We start from the raw sequence: 15465 nt of genomic DNA on the forward strand, positions 1-15465 counted from the left end.
GGGGGCGGGATCCCTATAATACGCGCGTCTCAAATCCCCCCCACACATTAAAACTTGGTGAGAAAGGTCATATGGAAATCTTGCGAGGTGCGCCTGCACTGTCTGAGTTTCGTATCAACAAGTTGCTGCAAAGCTTCGCGCACAGAGGACTCGAGATAAGCAGTATCTACGCCGAATACGTGCATTTTGCCGAATTGACTGCGCCGCTCTCCGATGGCGAGCGAACGACACTGGAACGGTTGCTGCGCTACGGCCCGACCATCCAGGAACACGCCCCCAGCGGCCAGCTCTTCCTCGTTACCCCCCGTCCCGGCACCATCTCCCCCTGGTCTTCCAAAGCAAGCGACATCGCCCACAACTGCGGCCTGACCCAGGTCAAGCGGCTCGAGCGCGGCATTGCCTACTATGTGGAAGGCGAACTGACCGCCGACCAGCACGCGGATGTGGCCGCCCTGCTGCACGATCGCATGATGGAGACCGTCTTCTCGGCCCCCGAGCAGGCGAGCGCCCTGTTTGCTCACCATGAACCGCGCCCCTTCACCCAGGTGGATGTGCTCGGCGGTGGTCGCGCCGCCCTGGCGTCGGCCAACATCGCCCTGGGCCTGGCCCTGGCCGATGACGAAATCGACTACCTGGTGGAGAACTTCACCAAGCTCGGTCGTAACCCCAACGACATCGAGCTCTACATGTTCGCCCAGGCGAACTCCGAACACTGCCGTCACAAGATCTTCAACGCCGACTGGACCATAGACGGGCAACCCCAGCCCAAGTCCCTGTTCAAGATGATCAAGAACACCTTCGAACAGACGCCGGATCATGTGCTGTCCGCCTATAAAGACAACGCCGCCGTGATGGAGGGCAGCGAGGCTGGCCGCTTCTTCCCGAGCAGCAAGGGCGAGTACCAGTATCACCAGGAGCGGGTCGACATCCTGATGAAGGTGGAGACCCACAACCACCCGACCGCCATCTCCCCCTTCCCGGGGGCGGCCACCGGCTCCGGCGGCGAAATTCGCGACGAGGGTGCGACCGGTCGTGGCGCCAAGCCCAAGGCGGGTCTGGTGGGCTTCTCCGTCTCCAACCTGCGCATCCCCGGTTTCGAGCAGCCCTGGGAGCAGGATTTCGGCAAGCCGAGCCGCATCGTCAGCGCCTTTGACATCATGCAGGAAGGCCCGCTCGGCGGGGCGGCGTTCAACAACGAATTTGGCCGTCCGGCCCTGCTCGGTTACTTCCGTACCTTCGAAGAGAAGGTGCCGAGCCACAACGGCGTCGAGGTGCGCGGCTATCACAAGCCCATCATGCTGGCGGGCGGCCTTGGCAACATCCGCAGCGAACACGTCCAGAAAGGGGAGATCCCGGTCGGCGCGGCCCTGATCGTGCTGGGTGGCCCGGCCATGAACATCGGCCTGGGCGGCGGCGCGGCTTCCAGCATGGCCTCCGGCCAGTCTGCCGAAGACCTCGATTTTGCCTCGGTGCAGCGGGACAACCCCGAGATGGAGCGCCGCTGCCAGGAGGTGATCGATCGCTGCTGGCAACTGGGGGACGACAACCCCATCGCCTTCATCCACGACGTGGGTGCCGGTGGCCTCTCCAATGCCATGCCCGAACTGGTCAACGACGGCGAGCGCGGTGGTCGCTTCGACTTGCGCGCCATCCAGAGCGACGAGCCGGGCATGAGCCCGCTCGAGATCTGGTGCAACGAATCCCAGGAGCGTTACGTGCTGGCGGTGCCCCAGGAGAAGCTGGCGCTGTTCCAGGCCCTGTGCGAGCGCGAGCGCGCCCCCTATGCCGTCATCGGCACCGCCACCGAAGAGAAGCATCTCACCCTCTCCGATGCGCATTTTGACAACCAGCCCATCGACCTGCCCCTGGACGTGCTGCTCGGCAAGGCGCCCAAGATGCACCGGAACGTGCAGAGCCTGCCCGCCCAGGGCAAGGCGCTGCAACTGGACGGCATCACCCTGAATGACGCGGCCGAGCGGGTGCTGCGCCTGCCGACCGTGGCGGAGAAATCCTTCCTCATCACCATCGGCGATCGCACCGTGACGGGCCTGGTCAACCGCGACCAGATGGTCGGTCCCTGGCAGATCCCGGTGGCCGATTGCGCCGTCACCGCCGCCACCTATGACAGCTATCACGGCGAAGCCATGTCCATGGGGGAGCGCACCCCGGTGGCCCTGCTCTCCCACGCCGCCTCTGCCCGCATGGCGGTGGCCGAGGCCCTGACCAACCTGGCGCCGGCCCATATCGGTTCCATCAAGCGGGTCAAGCTCTCCGCCAACTGGATGTCCGCCGCCGGTCACCCGGGGGAAGATGCCGGCCTCTACGAAGCCGTGAAGGCGGTGGGGGAGGAGCTCTGCCCCGAGCTCGGCCTCACCATCCCGGTGGGCAAGGACTCCATGTCCATGAAGACCCGCTGGCAGCAAGATGGCGAGGAGCGCAGCGTCACCTCGCCGCTCTCCCTGCTCATCACCGCCTTTGCCCGGGTGGAAGACGTGCGCAATACCGTGACCCCTGTGCTTCGCACCGATCTCGGTGAGACCGACCTTATCCTCATCGACCTTGGCAACGGCAAGCAGCGCCTGGGCGCCTCCGCCCTGGCCCAGGTCTATCGCCAGCTCGGTGACAGTGCGCCGGATCTGGACAACCCGACCCAGCTCAAGGGCTTCTTCAACGCCATTCAGGCCCTGGTGGCGGACAGCAAGCTGATCGCCTACCACGACCGCTCCGATGGCGGCCTGTTCGTGACCCTGGCCGAGATGGCCTTCGCCGGTCACTGCGGCCTCGATATCCAGCTCGATCGCGTCGGTGGCGAGCTGCTGCCCGCCCTGTTCAACGAGGAGCTGGGAGCCGTCATTCAGGTGCGCCGCGAGGACAAGGAAGCCGTGATGACCCTGCTGGCGGGCCACGGCCTGGCGGCCTGCGCCCATGTCATCGGCACCGTCAACGACGGCGATGATCTGGTGATGAAGCGGGTCGGCCAGGAGGTGTATCGCGCCAGCCGCACCGCCCTGCGTACCCTCTGGGGCGAGACCAGCTGGCAGATGCAGCGCCTGCGGGACAACCCGGAGTGCGCGGATCAGGAACATGCCGCCCGCCAGGACGCCACCGACCCGGGCCTGCACGCCAGCCTGAGCTACAACCCGTCCGAGGACGTGGCTGCCCCCTATATCGCCCGCGGGGTCTCTCCTCGTCTGGCGGTGCTGCGCGAGCAGGGGGTCAACTCCCACGTCGAGATGGCGGCGGCGTTTGACCGCGCCGGCTTCACCGCGGTGGACGTGCACATGAGCGACATCCTGTCCGGTCGCATCAAGCTGGAAGAGTTCCAGACCCTGGTGGCCTGCGGCGGCTTCTCCTACGGCGACGTGCTGGGGGCGGGTGAAGGCTGGGCCAAGTCCATCCTGTTCAACGACAACGCCCGCGAGCAGTTCCAGCGCTTCTTCGAGCGCGGCGACACCCTCTCCCTGGGGGTGTGCAACGGCTGCCAGATGATGTCCAACCTGCGCGACCTCATCCCGGGGGCCGATCTGTGGCCGCGCTTCGTGCGCAACCGCTCCGAGCGTTTCGAGGCGCGCTTCAGCCTGGTGCAGGTGCAGGACTCCCCCTCCGCCTTCTTCGCCGGCATGGCGGGTTCCGTGATGCCCATCGCCGTCTCCCACGGGGAAGGACGGGTGGAAGTGCAGGACGCCGCGCACCTTGCCGCACTGCAAGCCAGCGGTCTGGTGGGGCTGCGCTTCGTCGACAACCGGGGTCAGGCGACCGAAGGCTACCCGGCCAACCCGAACGGCTCGCCGGACGGCATCACTGCGGTCACCACCACGGACGGCCGAGCCACCATCATGATGCCGCACCCGGAGCGGGTATTCCGCACCGTGGCCAACTCCTGGCACCCGGACAACTGGGGCGAGGACGGTGCCTGGATGCGCATGTTCAGAAACGCCCGGGTCCGCCTGGGCTGATGCAGGCAACCCCATCATGCGAAAACCGGCCCATGTGGCCGGTTTTTTTATTCGCAGCAGGCGGTCATCTTGCCTGCCGGGGCAAAGAGCCCGAGATCGGCGCTGGCAGCGGTGAAGGGAACAGGCTGGCGCCCTCTGGCAGAGAGCAGGACCATGGGCGAGCGCCAGGGAGAGGGCGGCAAGGAGGCTATCCTGCCCCCCTGGTCGAACCAGGGTTCAAATCGAGCCGCCTATCACCGGACAAAGTAAAGGGCCTGTCTTGCGACAGGCCCTTTACTTTGTTTGGCGGTGAGGGAGGGATGATTCGCCACTGGGTGGCTCACCCCTTCGGGGCGGCCGTTGGCCGTTCATCGCAGCAAGCTGCTCTGCTCGAACCCGGACGAGGGTTCTCACCCTCCCTCCATTGGCATCAGAGTAGCGTGGTGCTCCAGATGCAAAAAAACCGACCCTGAAGTCGGTTTTTTCAATTTGGCGGTGAGGGAGGGATTCGAACCCTCGATACGTTGCCGTATACACACTTTCCAGGCGTGCTCCTTCAGCCACTCGGACACCTCACCAAATTTTGGTCTGTGGTTTAACGTGTTCAGCCAACACTGTGTTCACTGCGCTGTTGCGCTGGAACGGGGCGTAATTTAGGGGAAAGCCGGTGACGGGTCAACCTTTTTTCCCCTTGTTTTTCATATCTTTTTCCGTTTGCGCAGCTTTTATGCCGACTCTGGCGCTTTTATCGCCTCATGGCTTGTCCAGCATGATCAGGCTGTCGGGCAGCTCGTTCTTGTCGTTGGTGGGGGGGAAGGCATCGGCCAGGATGGCGCCGGTGCGGGTCACGCACTCGATGAAGCCGGGTTCCACCTCACCCTTGCGGATCCGGGCGGTAAAGTCGTCGATGATCGCCTGCCACTGGGCGTTCTCTATGTGCCGGGCGACTCCGTCATCGACCAGGATCTCCACATAGTGCTCCGCCACCGAGACGAAGATCAGCACCCCCAGCCGGTCGTGGGTGCGGTGCAGCCCCTGCTCGACAAATTGCAGCCGCGCCATCAGGGCCGCCCGGTGGCGACGCACCTTCTTGGGAATGAGCAGCATCTTGATGGGGGTCCAGTGAAACAGCAGGGTCAGGGCGAGCCAGACCGCCCACTGGGTCAGCAGGATCTCGTACCAGCCGAGCCAGAAGCCCAGCTCGAACACCAGCAGGGGGGTGAGCATGGCGAGCAGGGCTGCCCACAGGGTGGGGATGTAGCGATAACTGTCGCTGGCCGGGGCCAGTACCGTCACCAACTCGGCATCGGTGGCCTGCTCGGCCTGCTTGACCCTGGCCTGGAGAGTGTGAAAAAACTGTTTTGATATCATCTCTTTATCTCAATAGGTATGGGGATCACCAGCCACCGGAGGCACCGCCGCCACCGAAACTGCCACCACCGCCGCCGAAGCTGCCGCCGCCAAAACCACCCCCAGATCGCCCGGCACCGAATCCGCCGGCGGTATAGATGGCACCTCTGCGGCCCCGGCCGCCACCCCCACCGCCGCCGCGCAGGTTGTGCAGCACTATCATGGCGATCACCATGACGATGAAGATGAGCAGGCCGTTGACCTTGTCCCGCTTGGGGGGCGCCTTGGCCTGATACTCGCCGGCCAGGGCCTGCATGATGGCCTGGCTGCCGCCGAGGATGCCGCTCGCCATGTCGCCGCGACGAAAGGCGGGCAGCACCCGGGTCTGGATGATGTTGGCGGCGATGGCGTCGGGCAACACCCCCTCCAGGCCGTAGCCCACCTCGATACGCACCTTGCGATCCTCGGGGGAGATGATCAGCAGCACGCCATTGTTCTTGCCCTGCTGGCCAATGCCCCAGTGGCGGCCGAGCTGGTAGCCGTACTCCTCTATGGTATTGCCATCCAGACTGGTGAGGGAGACGACCACCAGCTGGACGCCGCTCTGTTGTTCGAAGGCCGCGAGCTCGCGGGTGAGGCGATTGGCCTGCTCCGGGCTCAGCAGGTGCGCCTCATCGACCACGCGCCCGCTCAGGGCCGGAAATTGGGGGGCGGCCAGCAGGGAGAAGGAACAGAGCAGCCCCAGCAGCAACAGCCAGGGCCGGATGAGTTGCGCCATCAAAATTCGACCTTGGGCGCCTCGTCGGCACCCGGCTTGGCACTGAAGCTCGGCTTGGGCTCGAGATCCGAGTAGAGCAGCTTGGCCCAGATGACCCCCGGGAAGGTGCGCAGCTCGGTATTGAACTGGCGCACCGCCTCTATGTAGTCACGGCGAGCCACCGAGATGCGGTTCTCCGTGCCCTCGAGCTGGGCCTGCAGGGTGAGAAACTGCTGATCCGCTTTCAGATCCGGGTAGCGTTCCACCACCACCATGAGGCGCGACAGGGCACTGCTGAGCTGGTTCTGGGCCGCCTCGAACTGCTGGAGCTGGGCGGGATCGCTCACCTGCAGGCTGCCGACCCGGGCCCGGGCATCGGTGACCGCCTTGAGGGTCTCCTGCTCGTGGCTGGCATAGCCCTTGACGGTGGCAACCAGGTTGGGGACCAGATCGGCGCGGCGCTGATACTGGTTCTCCACCTGGCCCCAGCTCGCCTTGACCTGTTCGTCCAGGGTCGGGATCGTGTTCATGCCGCAGCCGGTCAGGGTCAGCAGCAGGGAAGCCAGCAGGCAGGCCCGGGTGAAGGGGCGCCAGATACTCGTTGCCATCTCGTTGTTCTCCAGTGAGTTTTCAATGTTTGCCCGCACACCATACCCCTTGTGCTCAGCCCTCACAACGGCGAGGCAGCGGGGGCAGGTTGCGATAGGTGACGGAGACCCTGGGCAACTGCGGCTTGTCCTTGAGCCAGGAGGCGAGCTCGGCGCCGCAGCCATTGCCCGGCGGTATGGGGGCCTGGGGCTGGCAGTCCGGGCTGCCGGCCGGGCAGCGCAGCCGCACATGGAAGTGGCTGAAGTGGCCGACCCAGGGCCTGAGCTTGCCGACCCAGGGCTCGTCCGGGCTGCGTTTGCACACCTCCGCCTTGAGGGCGGGGTTGATGAAGATGCGGGTCACCTCCGCCGGTTGGGCGGCGAGGCGCAACAGGGTCAGCTGCTGGGGGCCGAATCGCCCCGGCAGCACCCGATAGCTGGGCTCGTCGATGAGGGCCCACTCCTTGGGGGCATCCTGCTCCCAGCGGTTGATGGGCTGGTTGGCCATGCGAAACCAGATGTCGGCGTCGAGCCCGGTCTGGTGGCTGCGGTGTCCCGAGCGGAAGGGGCCGCCGCGGCTCATGGCGAGATCGGCGATGTAGAGATCCGGCAGGCCGGCCATCCTGGTGCGGCTTGCCAGCCCCTTGAGGTAGTCGATGAGGTCGGGGTGACCGTAGTAGCGCAGTCGCTTGCTGCGGATCACCTGGTAGCCCGGGCCACTCAGGGGTAGGGCCATGCCATTTTTCAGGCAGCCGCCGGCATAACCGCCGATGGCCTCGGGTTGTGCAGTGGCGCCCAGCAAGAGCAGGGTGGCGATAAGCATGATGTGCCTCGAACAGGGATAAAGGGTGTCTTTTGAGCGTCACCAGCATAGCAACAGAGCGGGGGGCGAGACCAGCACCTGGCTTGCCCTTGCGCCCGGTGTCGCCTTGTTGCCACAATGCGCCCCTCAACGGTATCTGAACAGGGGAAGAGGATGATGAAAGCGAGTGAGCTGGTCGGCAAGGCGGGGGTCTGCTGGCTGCAACCGCCGGCCGGGCGCTTCTATGTCGCCATGGGCAGCCTGCTGGTGCTGAGCCTGGCGGCGGTGGGGGCGTCACTCTGGCAAGGGTATCCCCAGATGGGGCTCCTGCCCTGGGTCGGCGTCATCTTTGGCGGCATAGTGCTGCTGATGATGCTGGTGCCCCGCCACTGGCAGCCCTGGCGCATGGCGGAGCTCGCCTGGGACAGGGATCATCTCTATCTCATCAACGGCCAGCAGGACAGCGTCAGGGCGCTGCCCCGGGCCGCCCTGGTCGAGGTGGGCCGCGAGCGGCGGGTCGGCCACAACGGGGAGTGGCTCGAGTTCAGCCTGGATCTTGCCCTGGACCAGGATGAGCTGACCCAGGTGGCCGAGTTGCTGGACCTGGGGGAGGAGCCCGCCCATGAAGTGAGCCCGGGCGTCTACCGTTTTGGCTTTAAACGGGCCTGGCACAGTCGGCGCGCCCTGGGGGCTCTGCTGGCGCAATTGGTGCCACATCGAGCTGATTAATTTCTAGACAAGCCGGGGGCAAGCTCAGATACTGCCAGTTATTCGCATTGAACTTGTCGCCTGACTTGTCCAAGAGATCAATGGCTTGGACTCTGAGGCGAGGAGGCCCCGGGCATGATGCCCGGGTCAATCCGGCGTGGTGGTTGTGCCCTTGCTGCGGCGCCGGTGATTGCATAGTGAAGGCACCCTGACTCGAGAGTGGATGGCATGAAGATTTACGTAGGTAATCTGTCGTACCGGATGACGGCCGACGAACTGACAACCCTATTCAGCCAGTTTGGACAGGTGGACAAGGTCGATATCATCATCGATCGCGACACCGGTCAGTCCAAGGGATTCGGTTTTATTGAAATGCCGGTCAATGGCGACGCCGAGAAGGCGATCGCCGAGCTGCACGGCACCGAGATTGGTGGCCGCACCATCACGGTCAATCAGGCCAAACCCAAGACAGATGCACCCCGTGGTCGCCCCCAGCGTCATCGTTAAGGGGCCTCGCTAACGCAAAACGGCATGGGTTTTCCCATGCCGTTTCTGTTTGTGCAAGAGGGCGCATCGCGCCGGGATCAAGGCACGTCGTAGCCCAGGGCCGCCTTGCGGATGCGAAACCACTGCTGGCGATCGAGCCTGATCTGCTCGGAGGCGACGGCGCTGGCGATCCGCTCGCGCTTGCCCGAGCCGATGATGGGCAGCGGCTGGCTCGGCAGCATCATGACCCAGGCGTAGACCACCTGCTCCAGGGTCTGGGCCCCCACCTCTTCGCGGATCCGCTCCAGCTCGTGGCGCAATCCCTGGTAGCGGCCGTCATGGAACAGGCTGCCGCCGCCGAGGCAAGACCAGGCCATGGGCCTGATACGCAGCTGCTGGCACTGATCCAGGGTGCCATCCAGGGTGAGATCCTGGTTGAGGGGGGAGATCTCCAGCTGGTTGGTGACCAGGGGGAAGGGCAGGCGCGACTGCAACAGTTCGAACTGGCGTGCGGTGAAGTTGGAGACACCGGCGTGCCTGATCTTGCCCGCCTGCTGGAGGGCGATGAAGGCCTCGGCCACCTCGTCGGCATTCATCAGGGGGTCCGGGCGGTGGATCAGCAGCAGATCCAGGTGATCGGTGCCGAGTTTGTGCAAGGAGGCCTCGGCGCTGGCGATGATGTGCTCCTTGCTGGTGTTGTAGTGGTTGAGGGCATGCTCGGGCTTGGCGGTGAGGGCGATGCCGCACTTGCTGACCAGCTCCATCCGGCTGCGCAGGGCGGGTTCCAGACGCAGGGCACGGCCAAAGGCCTCCTCGCACTGATAGCCGCCATAGATGTCGGCGTGGTCTAGGGTGGTGACGCCAAGGTCCAGGTGGTACTTGATGAGGTCCAGCAGGGCCGTCGGGCTGAGCTGCCACTCCATCAGGCGCCAGTAACCCATGACGATGCGGGAGAACTCCGGACCCTGGGGATGCAGAGGCAGGCGGGATACGGTCATAACTCACTCCTTGGAATAAATGCTGGGCCTATCTTGGCCCCTGCCCCCGGCTAAGGCAATATTGGCGCCCCGTGCAATTCGTACTTTGGTTCTGATGGAGGGGCAGATGGACGCAGGGTTTGCCGCGCGGCTGCGCATATTGATGGGGGAGATGAGCGTGAGCGCCTTCGCCCGCAAGGTGGGACTGGGTGAGGCGCTGATCCGCAAGTACCTCAAGGGGGCCGAGCCCGGCTTTGCCAAGGCGAACCAGATCGCCATGGCCGCCAACTGCTCCCTGGAGTGGCTCGCCACCGGCTGCGGCTATCTCTATCGGCAGGCGGAGGTGGTGGATCGGGCCGCGTTGCAGGGGGCGGGGGAATTGCTGCGGGAACAGGCGCCCGCCACCGTGCTGCCCGATGAGGAGGCCCTGGTGAAGCTGCTCGCCTACTACCAGTTCCTGCGCAGCCACAAGCGGGCCGACGGCTTTCTCGATCTGGCCATGGCCCGCCAGTTCGGCAAGCACCTGGATGAGGCTTGAGCCCGGTGCCTCGCCCTGGAAAGGCCCGGCCCCCTAAGGGCGCTTCAGGGGAGCACATAGCAGCCTGAGCTGTTTCTCCGTCTCCATGATGGTCATGGCCTCCCCGCGTTGCTGGGCAGGGTCCAGCGGATGGCCTGCTTGATGTTGTCATAGACGGTGCGCCCCTCTCGCACGGCCGCGGCAATGCAGGCGATGTTATCATCGGCCAGCACCAGGTCGGCGGCCTCCTTGGCCGCTTCCGATCCCTTATGGCCCATGGCGATGCCGCCGTCCGCCCGCTTGAGGGCGGGGGCCTCCGGGTTGCTCCGTGTGCATGGTTCGCTCCCAGCGTCAATATGCCGCCACCGGGGAGACAAAACCGTTGGGCTTGAGGGCCAGCAGAGAGCATGCCAGGGTCTGCACTATGTTTTCCGCCGTATTCCCGATGAAGAAGCCCGAGATCCCGGTACGGGCAACCGTGCCCATCACCAGGATGTCGATGCCCTGCTCGGCCACATATCGGGGGATCACATGTTCCGCATGCCCGCGCAGCAGGTGCAACTGCAAGGCGCCCTGAATGCCGGACGCTTGCAACAGGCGCTGTTGCGCCGCCTGATGCTCCGCTTTGGCGGCACCTATCTGCTGATTTAACTCATCATCCGATATCTTGAGCCACACGTTGTGACGCAGATACTCCTCGAACTCATACTCCCAGCAGGAGAGGACGCTCAACTCGCCGCTGCATGTGTCCGCGAGTGCACGGGCCTCCTTCAATAGGTGCAGGGAGAGGTCGTGTCCCTCGGGAGCCGAACTCTGCGGATCGATAGCCACGGCGACGCGGATGGCGTTGCGATGCCGGTGAATGGGACGGGTCAGCCACACGGGGCAAGGGCATTTGCGCAGCAGCTCCATGTCGATGGCCTTGAAGCCCTTGCCACCCTCCTTGGGCTCTGCGGCCTTGATGACCAGATCATGGGCATGCTTGAGCGCGTGTCGAATGATGCGAATGGCGGGGGCATCCCCACTCTCTATGTCGATGTGCAGCGGCAGTTCGGATTCATCCACCTTGACGACATCGCGAGCGGCCTGGATGGCGTGCGCCAGCTGTGCCTTGAGAGAGGCCTCGTACCTTTCTCTGTAGTGCTTCATTTGCCGGGGAAATGGAGGGCATACCACCAGGGCTGTCAGGATGGCCCGATTGTTGCGGGCCAGGCTCATGGCCTGCGTCAGGGCTTCCGTTTCATCGACCAGCCCCTGGCTGACAAACAGGATGTGATGAAGGTTTTTCATGGTGTCTCTCCTCTGCTCATGGGCGGGATCTGCCTTGTGAATGCTGGTGTGATGGGGGAGGGGGAACGGGCGGGTCGCTGCCTGGGAGTGGCCCAGGGTCACCGCTGCGGCCATGGTCCTGCTCGCCGCGGGCGGCCATGAGGCTGCTTACAAGGCGTGTCGGCCGGCTTGCCGGCGGCGGGGGGAAAAAGGGGGGATCCATCCATGAACAGGGTATGGGGAGGCGGATGCCGGCAGGGCCAGGAGTCGGCATGGCCTTATCCCGCAGGGGGTCGGCGGCTGGCGGCGGTTGTCCATCACGAGAGAGGCGGATATCTGGCGGCTGATGGCGGTGCGCCTTGGGTACGGCTGAGTCGGTATGTTTCATATCATTGACTTCCTGTCAAAGGAGGAATGAGTCAGCGACATAATGACAGCAATGCCAGGTGATCCCTGTTTGTCTGCGCCCCTGGCGGGGCTGGTGGTGCAAGGTCTCCCGATCACCCTAACCCGGTTTCTGGCCCCATGCCAGGGACTTGCGTCAGATTTGCCGGTGTGATCAACTTGGGGCGGGCAGGCGGTGTTCGACCCGGTGGCCGAGCCCCCCGGGTTTCACATTCTGAGTATGGCTTCCTTGCCAAGCCTGCCCGAGCTGGCTAATGTCATCCTCCTGCATCAGGAGGGATCTCATGCGCTATATCGATTTACGAAGTGATACGGTAACCCAGCCCACGGACGCCATGCGTCAGGTGATGCTCCATGCCCAGGTGGGGGATGATGTGTACGGGGAAGACCCCGCGGTCAATGCCCTCGAGGCTTATGCCGCCGGGCGCCTGGGCAAGGAGGCCGCCCTCTTTGTCCCCTCGGGCACCATGTCCAACCTGCTCGGGGTGCTGGCCCATTGTCAGCGCGGCGAGGAGGCGCTGCTCGGCCAGGGGGCCCACATCTTCCGCTACGAGGCCATGGGCAGCGCCGTGCTGGGCTCGGTGGCCCTCAATCCCGTGCCCATGCAGGCCGACGGCACCATGGCCTTTGCCGATCTCGCTGCGGCCATCAAGCCCGATGACCCCCATTTCGCCCAGGCCCGCCTGCTCTGCCTGGAGAACACCCATAGTGGCAAGGTGCTGCCCCTCGCATATCTGCGCCAGGCGCGCACCTTCGCCGATCAGCACGGGCTCAAGCTGCACCTGGACGGGGCCCGGGTCGCCAACGCCGCCGTGGCGAGCGGGGTCTCCCTGGCCGAGATAGCCGCCCCCTTCGACAGCGTCTCCCTCTGCCTCTCCAAGGGACTGGGGGCGCCGGTGGGATCCGTGCTGGTGGGGGATGGCGCCACCATCGCCCGGGCCAGACGGCTGCGCAAGATGGTGGGTGGGGGCATGCGCCAGGCCGGCTTCCTCGCCGCCGCCGCGCAATTTGCCCTGGAGCACCAGTTCGAGCGACTGGCGGATGACCATCGCCGGGCCCGCCGCCTGGCCGAAGGGCTGACCGCCCTGCCGGGGATCAAGCTGAGCCTGGCGCAGGTGCAGACCAACATGCTGTTCCTGCAGCTCGACAAGGGGGAGAGCGTGGAGCTGTTGGCCTTCATGAAGGAGCGAGGCATCCTCTTCTCCGGCTATGGCGAGATGCGGCTGGTCACCCACTTGCAGATCACCGACGATGACGTGGCCGAGGTGATCGACGCCTTTGCCGAATACTGCCAGGGACGCTAGTCCCTGATATCGGCGCTCGTCTTGCCAGACGGGCGCCAGCAAACAAAAAGCGCAGCCTGGGCTGCGCTTTTGCATTATCGGGCGGGCAAGTCCGCGGCTCAGTAGGCCTGCTGGTGGACGTCCAGCACGGCGCGACCGGACGGATCGGCCATCTCCTTGAACTTGGCATCCCACTCCAGGGCGGTCGGGGTGGAGCAGGCGACCGACTTGCCGTAGGGCACGCAGCGGGCGGCGGATTCCAGCGGGAAGTGCTCCTCGAAGATGGCGCGATAGAAGTAGGCCTCCTTGGTGAGGGGGGTATGGATGGGGAAGCGGAAGGAGGCCGCCTCGAACATCTGATCCGTCACCTCGACCTCGACCATGGCTTTCAGGCTGTCTATCCAGGAGTAACCCACGCCGTCGGAGAACTGCTCCTTCTGTCGCCAGGCCACCTCGTGGGGCAGCAGGGCCTCGAACGCCTCGCGCAAGATGTGCTTCTCTATCTTGCCGTTGCCGCACATCTTGGCGGCAGGGTTGAGGCGCATCGCCACGTCCATGAACTCCTTGTCGAGGAAGGGCACCCGGCCCTCCACGCCCCAGGCGGCCATGGATTTGTTGGCCCGCAGGCAGTCGTAGAGGTGCAGGGCGTCGAGCTTGCGCACCGTCTCCTCGTGGAAATCCTTGGCGCTCGGCGCCTTGTGGAAGTAGAGGTAGCCGCCGAACAGCTCGTCCGAGCCCTCGCCCGAGAGCACCATCTTGATGCCCATCGCCTTGATGTAGCGCGCCATCAGGTACATGGGGGTCGAGGCGCGTATGGTGGTGACGTCATAGGTCTCGAGGTGATAGATGACGTCCCGCAGGGCATCGAGGCCCTCTTGCACCGTGAAGTGGATCTGGTGATGGACGGTGCCCAGATGATCGGCCACCTTCTGGGCGGCGGCGAGATCCGGCGATCCCTCCAGCCCCACGGCGAAGGAGTGGAGCTGGGGCCACCAGGCCTCGCTCTTGCCATCGTCTTCGATGCGACGGGCGGCATAGATCTTGGTGATGGCGGAGATGACGGACGAATCCAGGCCGCCGGAGAGCAGCACGCCGTAGGGCACGTCGCACATCAGCTGGCGCTTGACCGCGGCCTCGAGGGCGGCGCGCAGCTCCTCGACCGAGGCGGGGTTGTCCTTGACGGCGTCAAACTCGCGCCAGTCCCGCTGATAGTAGTGGGTCAGGACCCCGTCCTTGCTCCACAGGTAGTGTCCGGGCGGGAACTCTTCCACGCTCTTGCACACCGGCACCAGGGCCTTCATCTCGGAGGCGACATAGAAGTTGCCATGTTCGTCACGCCCGGTGTAGAGGGGGATGATGCCCATGTGGTCGCGGCCAATCAGATAGGCGTCCTGCTCGGCGTCATAGAGGATGAAGGCGAAGATGCCGTTGAGATCATCCAGGAAGGCGGGCCCTTTCTCCTTGTAGAGGGCCAGCAGCACCTCGCAGTCGGACTTGGTCTGAAACTGGAAGTCCACCGCCAGGGTCTTCTCCAGCTCCTTGTGGTTGTAGATCTCGCCGTTGACCGCCAGCACGTGGGTGCGTTCCGGGTTGTAGAGGGGCTGGGCGCCATTGCCCGGATCGACGATGGCCAGTCGCTCGTGGACCAGGATCGCCTTGTCAGAGCTGTAGACACCGGACCAGTCAGGCCCGCGGTGGCGCAGTCGCTTGGACATCTCGAGCGCCGATTTACGCAGGCTTGCCGCGTCAGATTTGATGTCCAGAATGCCGAAAATTGAGCACATTGATGTAAATCCTCTTTAATTTTTATTGAGCCCCCCACGTTTGGGCTCGAAATTCCATTTACATTCCTCGCCATTCACAATGCCTAGCGCCACCCCCTTTTGCAAGCGGCAACATGGCACAAAATCGGGTCCGTGGGCCGGATCCTGCCCGCTCAAAACCATGACGCCCGCGTCAAGCTGCTTGACGCGGGCGTCATGGGGCAAGGGATACCCCGTCTCATCTCGGCCTAAGCGCTGGGTTCGAAGATCACATAGAGTTTGCGACAGGGGGTGAGGGTCTCCCACTGTCCGGTGAAGCCCGCCGGGATGACGAAGCGATCCCCGGGGCCGAGATGCAGCTGGTTCCCCTCGTCATCGTGGATGCAGACCTCCCCCTCCAGCAGCTGGCAATATTCGTGCTCCGTGTAGTGCACCGCCCAGCGCCCCGGCTCGCAGTGCCAGAAGCCGACATGAAACTGCTGGCTCGGATCCGAGTAGTGATTCCAGACGCTCTGGGTCGGGTTGCCCGCCCGGATGCGCTCCGGGGCCGGGGTGAGTGGCGAGGGGGTGACCGTCTGGCGGTCGAGCAGGGTCCAGTCTTTGAGTGTCAGCATGATGCCTCCATG

At 64.5% G+C, this 15465-nt stretch carries 14 protein-coding genes, 1 tRNA gene and 1 other RNA gene; 5 read left to right on the plus strand and 11 right to left on the minus strand.

Going from position 1 to position 15465, the window contains the following annotated elements; all coding sequences use genetic code 11:
* The first annotated feature begins 71 nt into the window (after window positions 1–71).
* Window positions 72–3956 (plus strand): phosphoribosylformylglycinamidine synthase, encoded by a 3885-nt coding sequence (gene purL / locus ACW5W4_RS04575; protein WP_456688580.1) that lies wholly within the window; start codon window positions 72–74, stop codon window positions 3954–3956.
* A gap of 283 nt (window positions 3957–4239) precedes the next feature.
* Here purL and ACW5W4_RS04580 read toward each other — a convergent pair.
* The 6 genes from ACW5W4_RS04580 to mepA form a co-directional block, all read right to left on the minus strand.
* Window positions 4240–4369, minus strand: a non-coding RNA gene (locus ACW5W4_RS04580) — RtT sRNA.
* 56 nt (window positions 4370–4425) lie between these two features.
* A tRNA-Ser gene (locus tag ACW5W4_RS04585) sits at window positions 4426–4513 on the minus strand.
* A gap of 175 nt (window positions 4514–4688) precedes the next feature.
* The gene (locus tag ACW5W4_RS04590) at window positions 4689–5306 is read right to left on the minus strand and encodes a TPM domain-containing protein (RefSeq protein ID WP_408796577.1); all 618 of its coding nucleotides are present in this window, start codon (window positions 5304–5306) and stop codon (window positions 4689–4691) included.
* Window positions 5307–5331: 25 nt separating this feature from the next.
* Entirely contained in the window at window positions 5332–6063 is a 732-nt protein-coding gene (locus tag ACW5W4_RS04595; protein ID WP_456688581.1) for a TPM domain-containing protein, read from the minus strand.
* Entirely contained in the window at window positions 6063–6650 is a 588-nt protein-coding gene (locus ACW5W4_RS04600; RefSeq protein ID WP_408796575.1) for a LemA family protein, read from the minus strand. Before ACW5W4_RS04600 ends, ACW5W4_RS04595 begins: the two co-directional genes overlap by 1 nt.
* 55 nt (window positions 6651–6705) lie before the next feature.
* A complete protein-coding gene (gene mepA, locus ACW5W4_RS04605) occupies window positions 6706–7452 on the minus strand; it encodes a penicillin-insensitive murein endopeptidase (protein WP_408796574.1) in 747 nt (248 codons plus the stop codon).
* Between the two features lie 156 nt (window positions 7453–7608).
* Between mepA and ACW5W4_RS04610 the strand changes: the two genes are divergently transcribed.
* Window positions 7609–8160: a hypothetical protein gene (locus ACW5W4_RS04610; RefSeq protein WP_427262284.1), complete on the plus strand. Its 552-nt coding sequence runs from the start codon at window positions 7609–7611 to the stop codon at window positions 8158–8160.
* A gap of 207 nt (window positions 8161–8367) precedes the next feature.
* Window positions 8368–8646: an RNA recognition motif domain-containing protein gene (locus ACW5W4_RS04615; protein ID WP_427262249.1), complete on the plus strand. Its 279-nt coding sequence runs from the start codon at window positions 8368–8370 to the stop codon at window positions 8644–8646.
* 77 nt (window positions 8647–8723) lie between these two features.
* Here ACW5W4_RS04615 and ACW5W4_RS04620 read toward each other — a convergent pair whose 3' ends face one another.
* Window positions 8724–9623: an aldo/keto reductase gene (locus ACW5W4_RS04620; protein ID WP_427262250.1), complete on the minus strand. Its 900-nt coding sequence runs from the start codon at window positions 9621–9623 to the stop codon at window positions 8724–8726.
* A gap of 106 nt (window positions 9624–9729) precedes the next feature.
* Between ACW5W4_RS04620 and ACW5W4_RS04625 the strand changes: the two genes are divergently transcribed.
* Entirely contained in the window at window positions 9730–10140 is a 411-nt protein-coding gene (locus tag ACW5W4_RS04625) for a helix-turn-helix domain-containing protein (RefSeq protein WP_408796572.1), read from the plus strand.
* A gap of 92 nt (window positions 10141–10232) precedes the next feature.
* Here the strand turns inward: ACW5W4_RS04625 and ACW5W4_RS04630 are convergent, their stop codons facing one another.
* Entirely contained in the window at window positions 10233–10397 is a 165-nt protein-coding gene (locus ACW5W4_RS04630; RefSeq protein WP_427262251.1) for a hypothetical protein, read from the minus strand.
* A 73-nt stretch (window positions 10398–10470) separates the two neighbouring features.
* Window positions 10471–11409 carry a universal stress protein gene (locus ACW5W4_RS04635; RefSeq protein WP_427262252.1) on the minus strand — a complete coding sequence of 313 codons (939 nt, stop codon included), beginning with the start codon at window positions 11407–11409 and terminating at the stop codon, window positions 10471–10473.
* A 668-nt stretch (window positions 11410–12077) separates the two neighbouring features.
* Here ACW5W4_RS04635 and ltaE point away from each other — a divergent pair.
* Window positions 12078–13097, plus strand: coding sequence for a low-specificity L-threonine aldolase (ltaE, locus tag ACW5W4_RS04640; protein ID WP_456688582.1), 1020 nt, complete (start codon window positions 12078–12080; stop codon window positions 13095–13097).
* A 98-nt stretch (window positions 13098–13195) separates the two neighbouring features.
* Here the strand turns inward: ltaE and asnB are convergent, their stop codons facing one another.
* Together asnB and ACW5W4_RS04650 are read right to left on the minus strand one after the other, a co-directional pair.
* Window positions 13196–14860 carry an asparagine synthase B gene (asnB, locus tag ACW5W4_RS04645; RefSeq protein ID WP_456688583.1) on the minus strand — a complete coding sequence of 555 codons (1665 nt, stop codon included), beginning with the start codon at window positions 14858–14860 and terminating at the stop codon, window positions 13196–13198.
* Between the two features lie 227 nt (window positions 14861–15087).
* Window positions 15088–15453: a cupin domain-containing protein gene (locus ACW5W4_RS04650; RefSeq protein WP_408796570.1), complete on the minus strand. Its 366-nt coding sequence runs from the start codon at window positions 15451–15453 to the stop codon at window positions 15088–15090.
* Window positions 15454–15465: the final 12 nt, after the last annotated feature.

It is taken from the genome of Aeromonas crassostreae (genome assembly GCF_054052445.1).

Excerpts from the sequence above, each read along its gene's own strand:
- asnB (WP_456688583.1), bottom strand. The coding sequence starts at position 14,860 with ATGTGCTCAATTTTCGGCATTCTGGACATCAAATCTGACGCGGCAAGC.
- purL (WP_456688580.1), top strand. The coding sequence starts at position 72 with ATGGAAATCTTGCGAGGTGCGCCTGCACTGTCTGAGTTTCGTATCAAC.
- ACW5W4_RS04630 (WP_427262251.1), bottom strand. The coding sequence starts at position 10,397 with ATGGGCCATAAGGGATCGGAAGCGGCCAAGGAGGCCGCCGACCTGGTG.
- mepA (WP_408796574.1), bottom strand. The coding sequence starts at position 7,452 with ATGCTTATCGCCACCCTGCTCTTGCTGGGCGCCACTGCACAACCCGAG.
- ACW5W4_RS04650 (WP_408796570.1), bottom strand. The coding sequence starts at position 15,453 with ATGCTGACACTCAAAGACTGGACCCTGCTCGACCGCCAGACGGTCACC.
- ACW5W4_RS04615 (WP_427262249.1), top strand. The coding sequence starts at position 8,368 with ATGAAGATTTACGTAGGTAATCTGTCGTACCGGATGACGGCCGACGAA.
- ACW5W4_RS04600 (WP_408796575.1), bottom strand. The coding sequence starts at position 6,650 with ATGGCAACGAGTATCTGGCGCCCCTTCACCCGGGCCTGCCTGCTGGCT.
- ACW5W4_RS04590 (WP_408796577.1), bottom strand. The coding sequence starts at position 5,306 with ATGATATCAAAACAGTTTTTTCACACTCTCCAGGCCAGGGTCAAGCAG.
- ACW5W4_RS04610 (WP_427262284.1), top strand. The coding sequence starts at position 7,609 with ATGAAAGCGAGTGAGCTGGTCGGCAAGGCGGGGGTCTGCTGGCTGCAA.
- ACW5W4_RS04625 (WP_408796572.1), top strand. The coding sequence starts at position 9,730 with ATGGACGCAGGGTTTGCCGCGCGGCTGCGCATATTGATGGGGGAGATG.
- ACW5W4_RS04635 (WP_427262252.1), bottom strand. The coding sequence starts at position 11,409 with ATGAAAAACCTTCATCACATCCTGTTTGTCAGCCAGGGGCTGGTCGAT.
- ACW5W4_RS04620 (WP_427262250.1), bottom strand. The coding sequence starts at position 9,623 with ATGACCGTATCCCGCCTGCCTCTGCATCCCCAGGGTCCGGAGTTCTCC.
- ltaE (WP_456688582.1), top strand. The coding sequence starts at position 12,078 with ATGCGCTATATCGATTTACGAAGTGATACGGTAACCCAGCCCACGGAC.
- ACW5W4_RS04595 (WP_456688581.1), bottom strand. The coding sequence starts at position 6,063 with ATGGCGCAACTCATCCGGCCCTGGCTGTTGCTGCTGGGGCTGCTCTGT.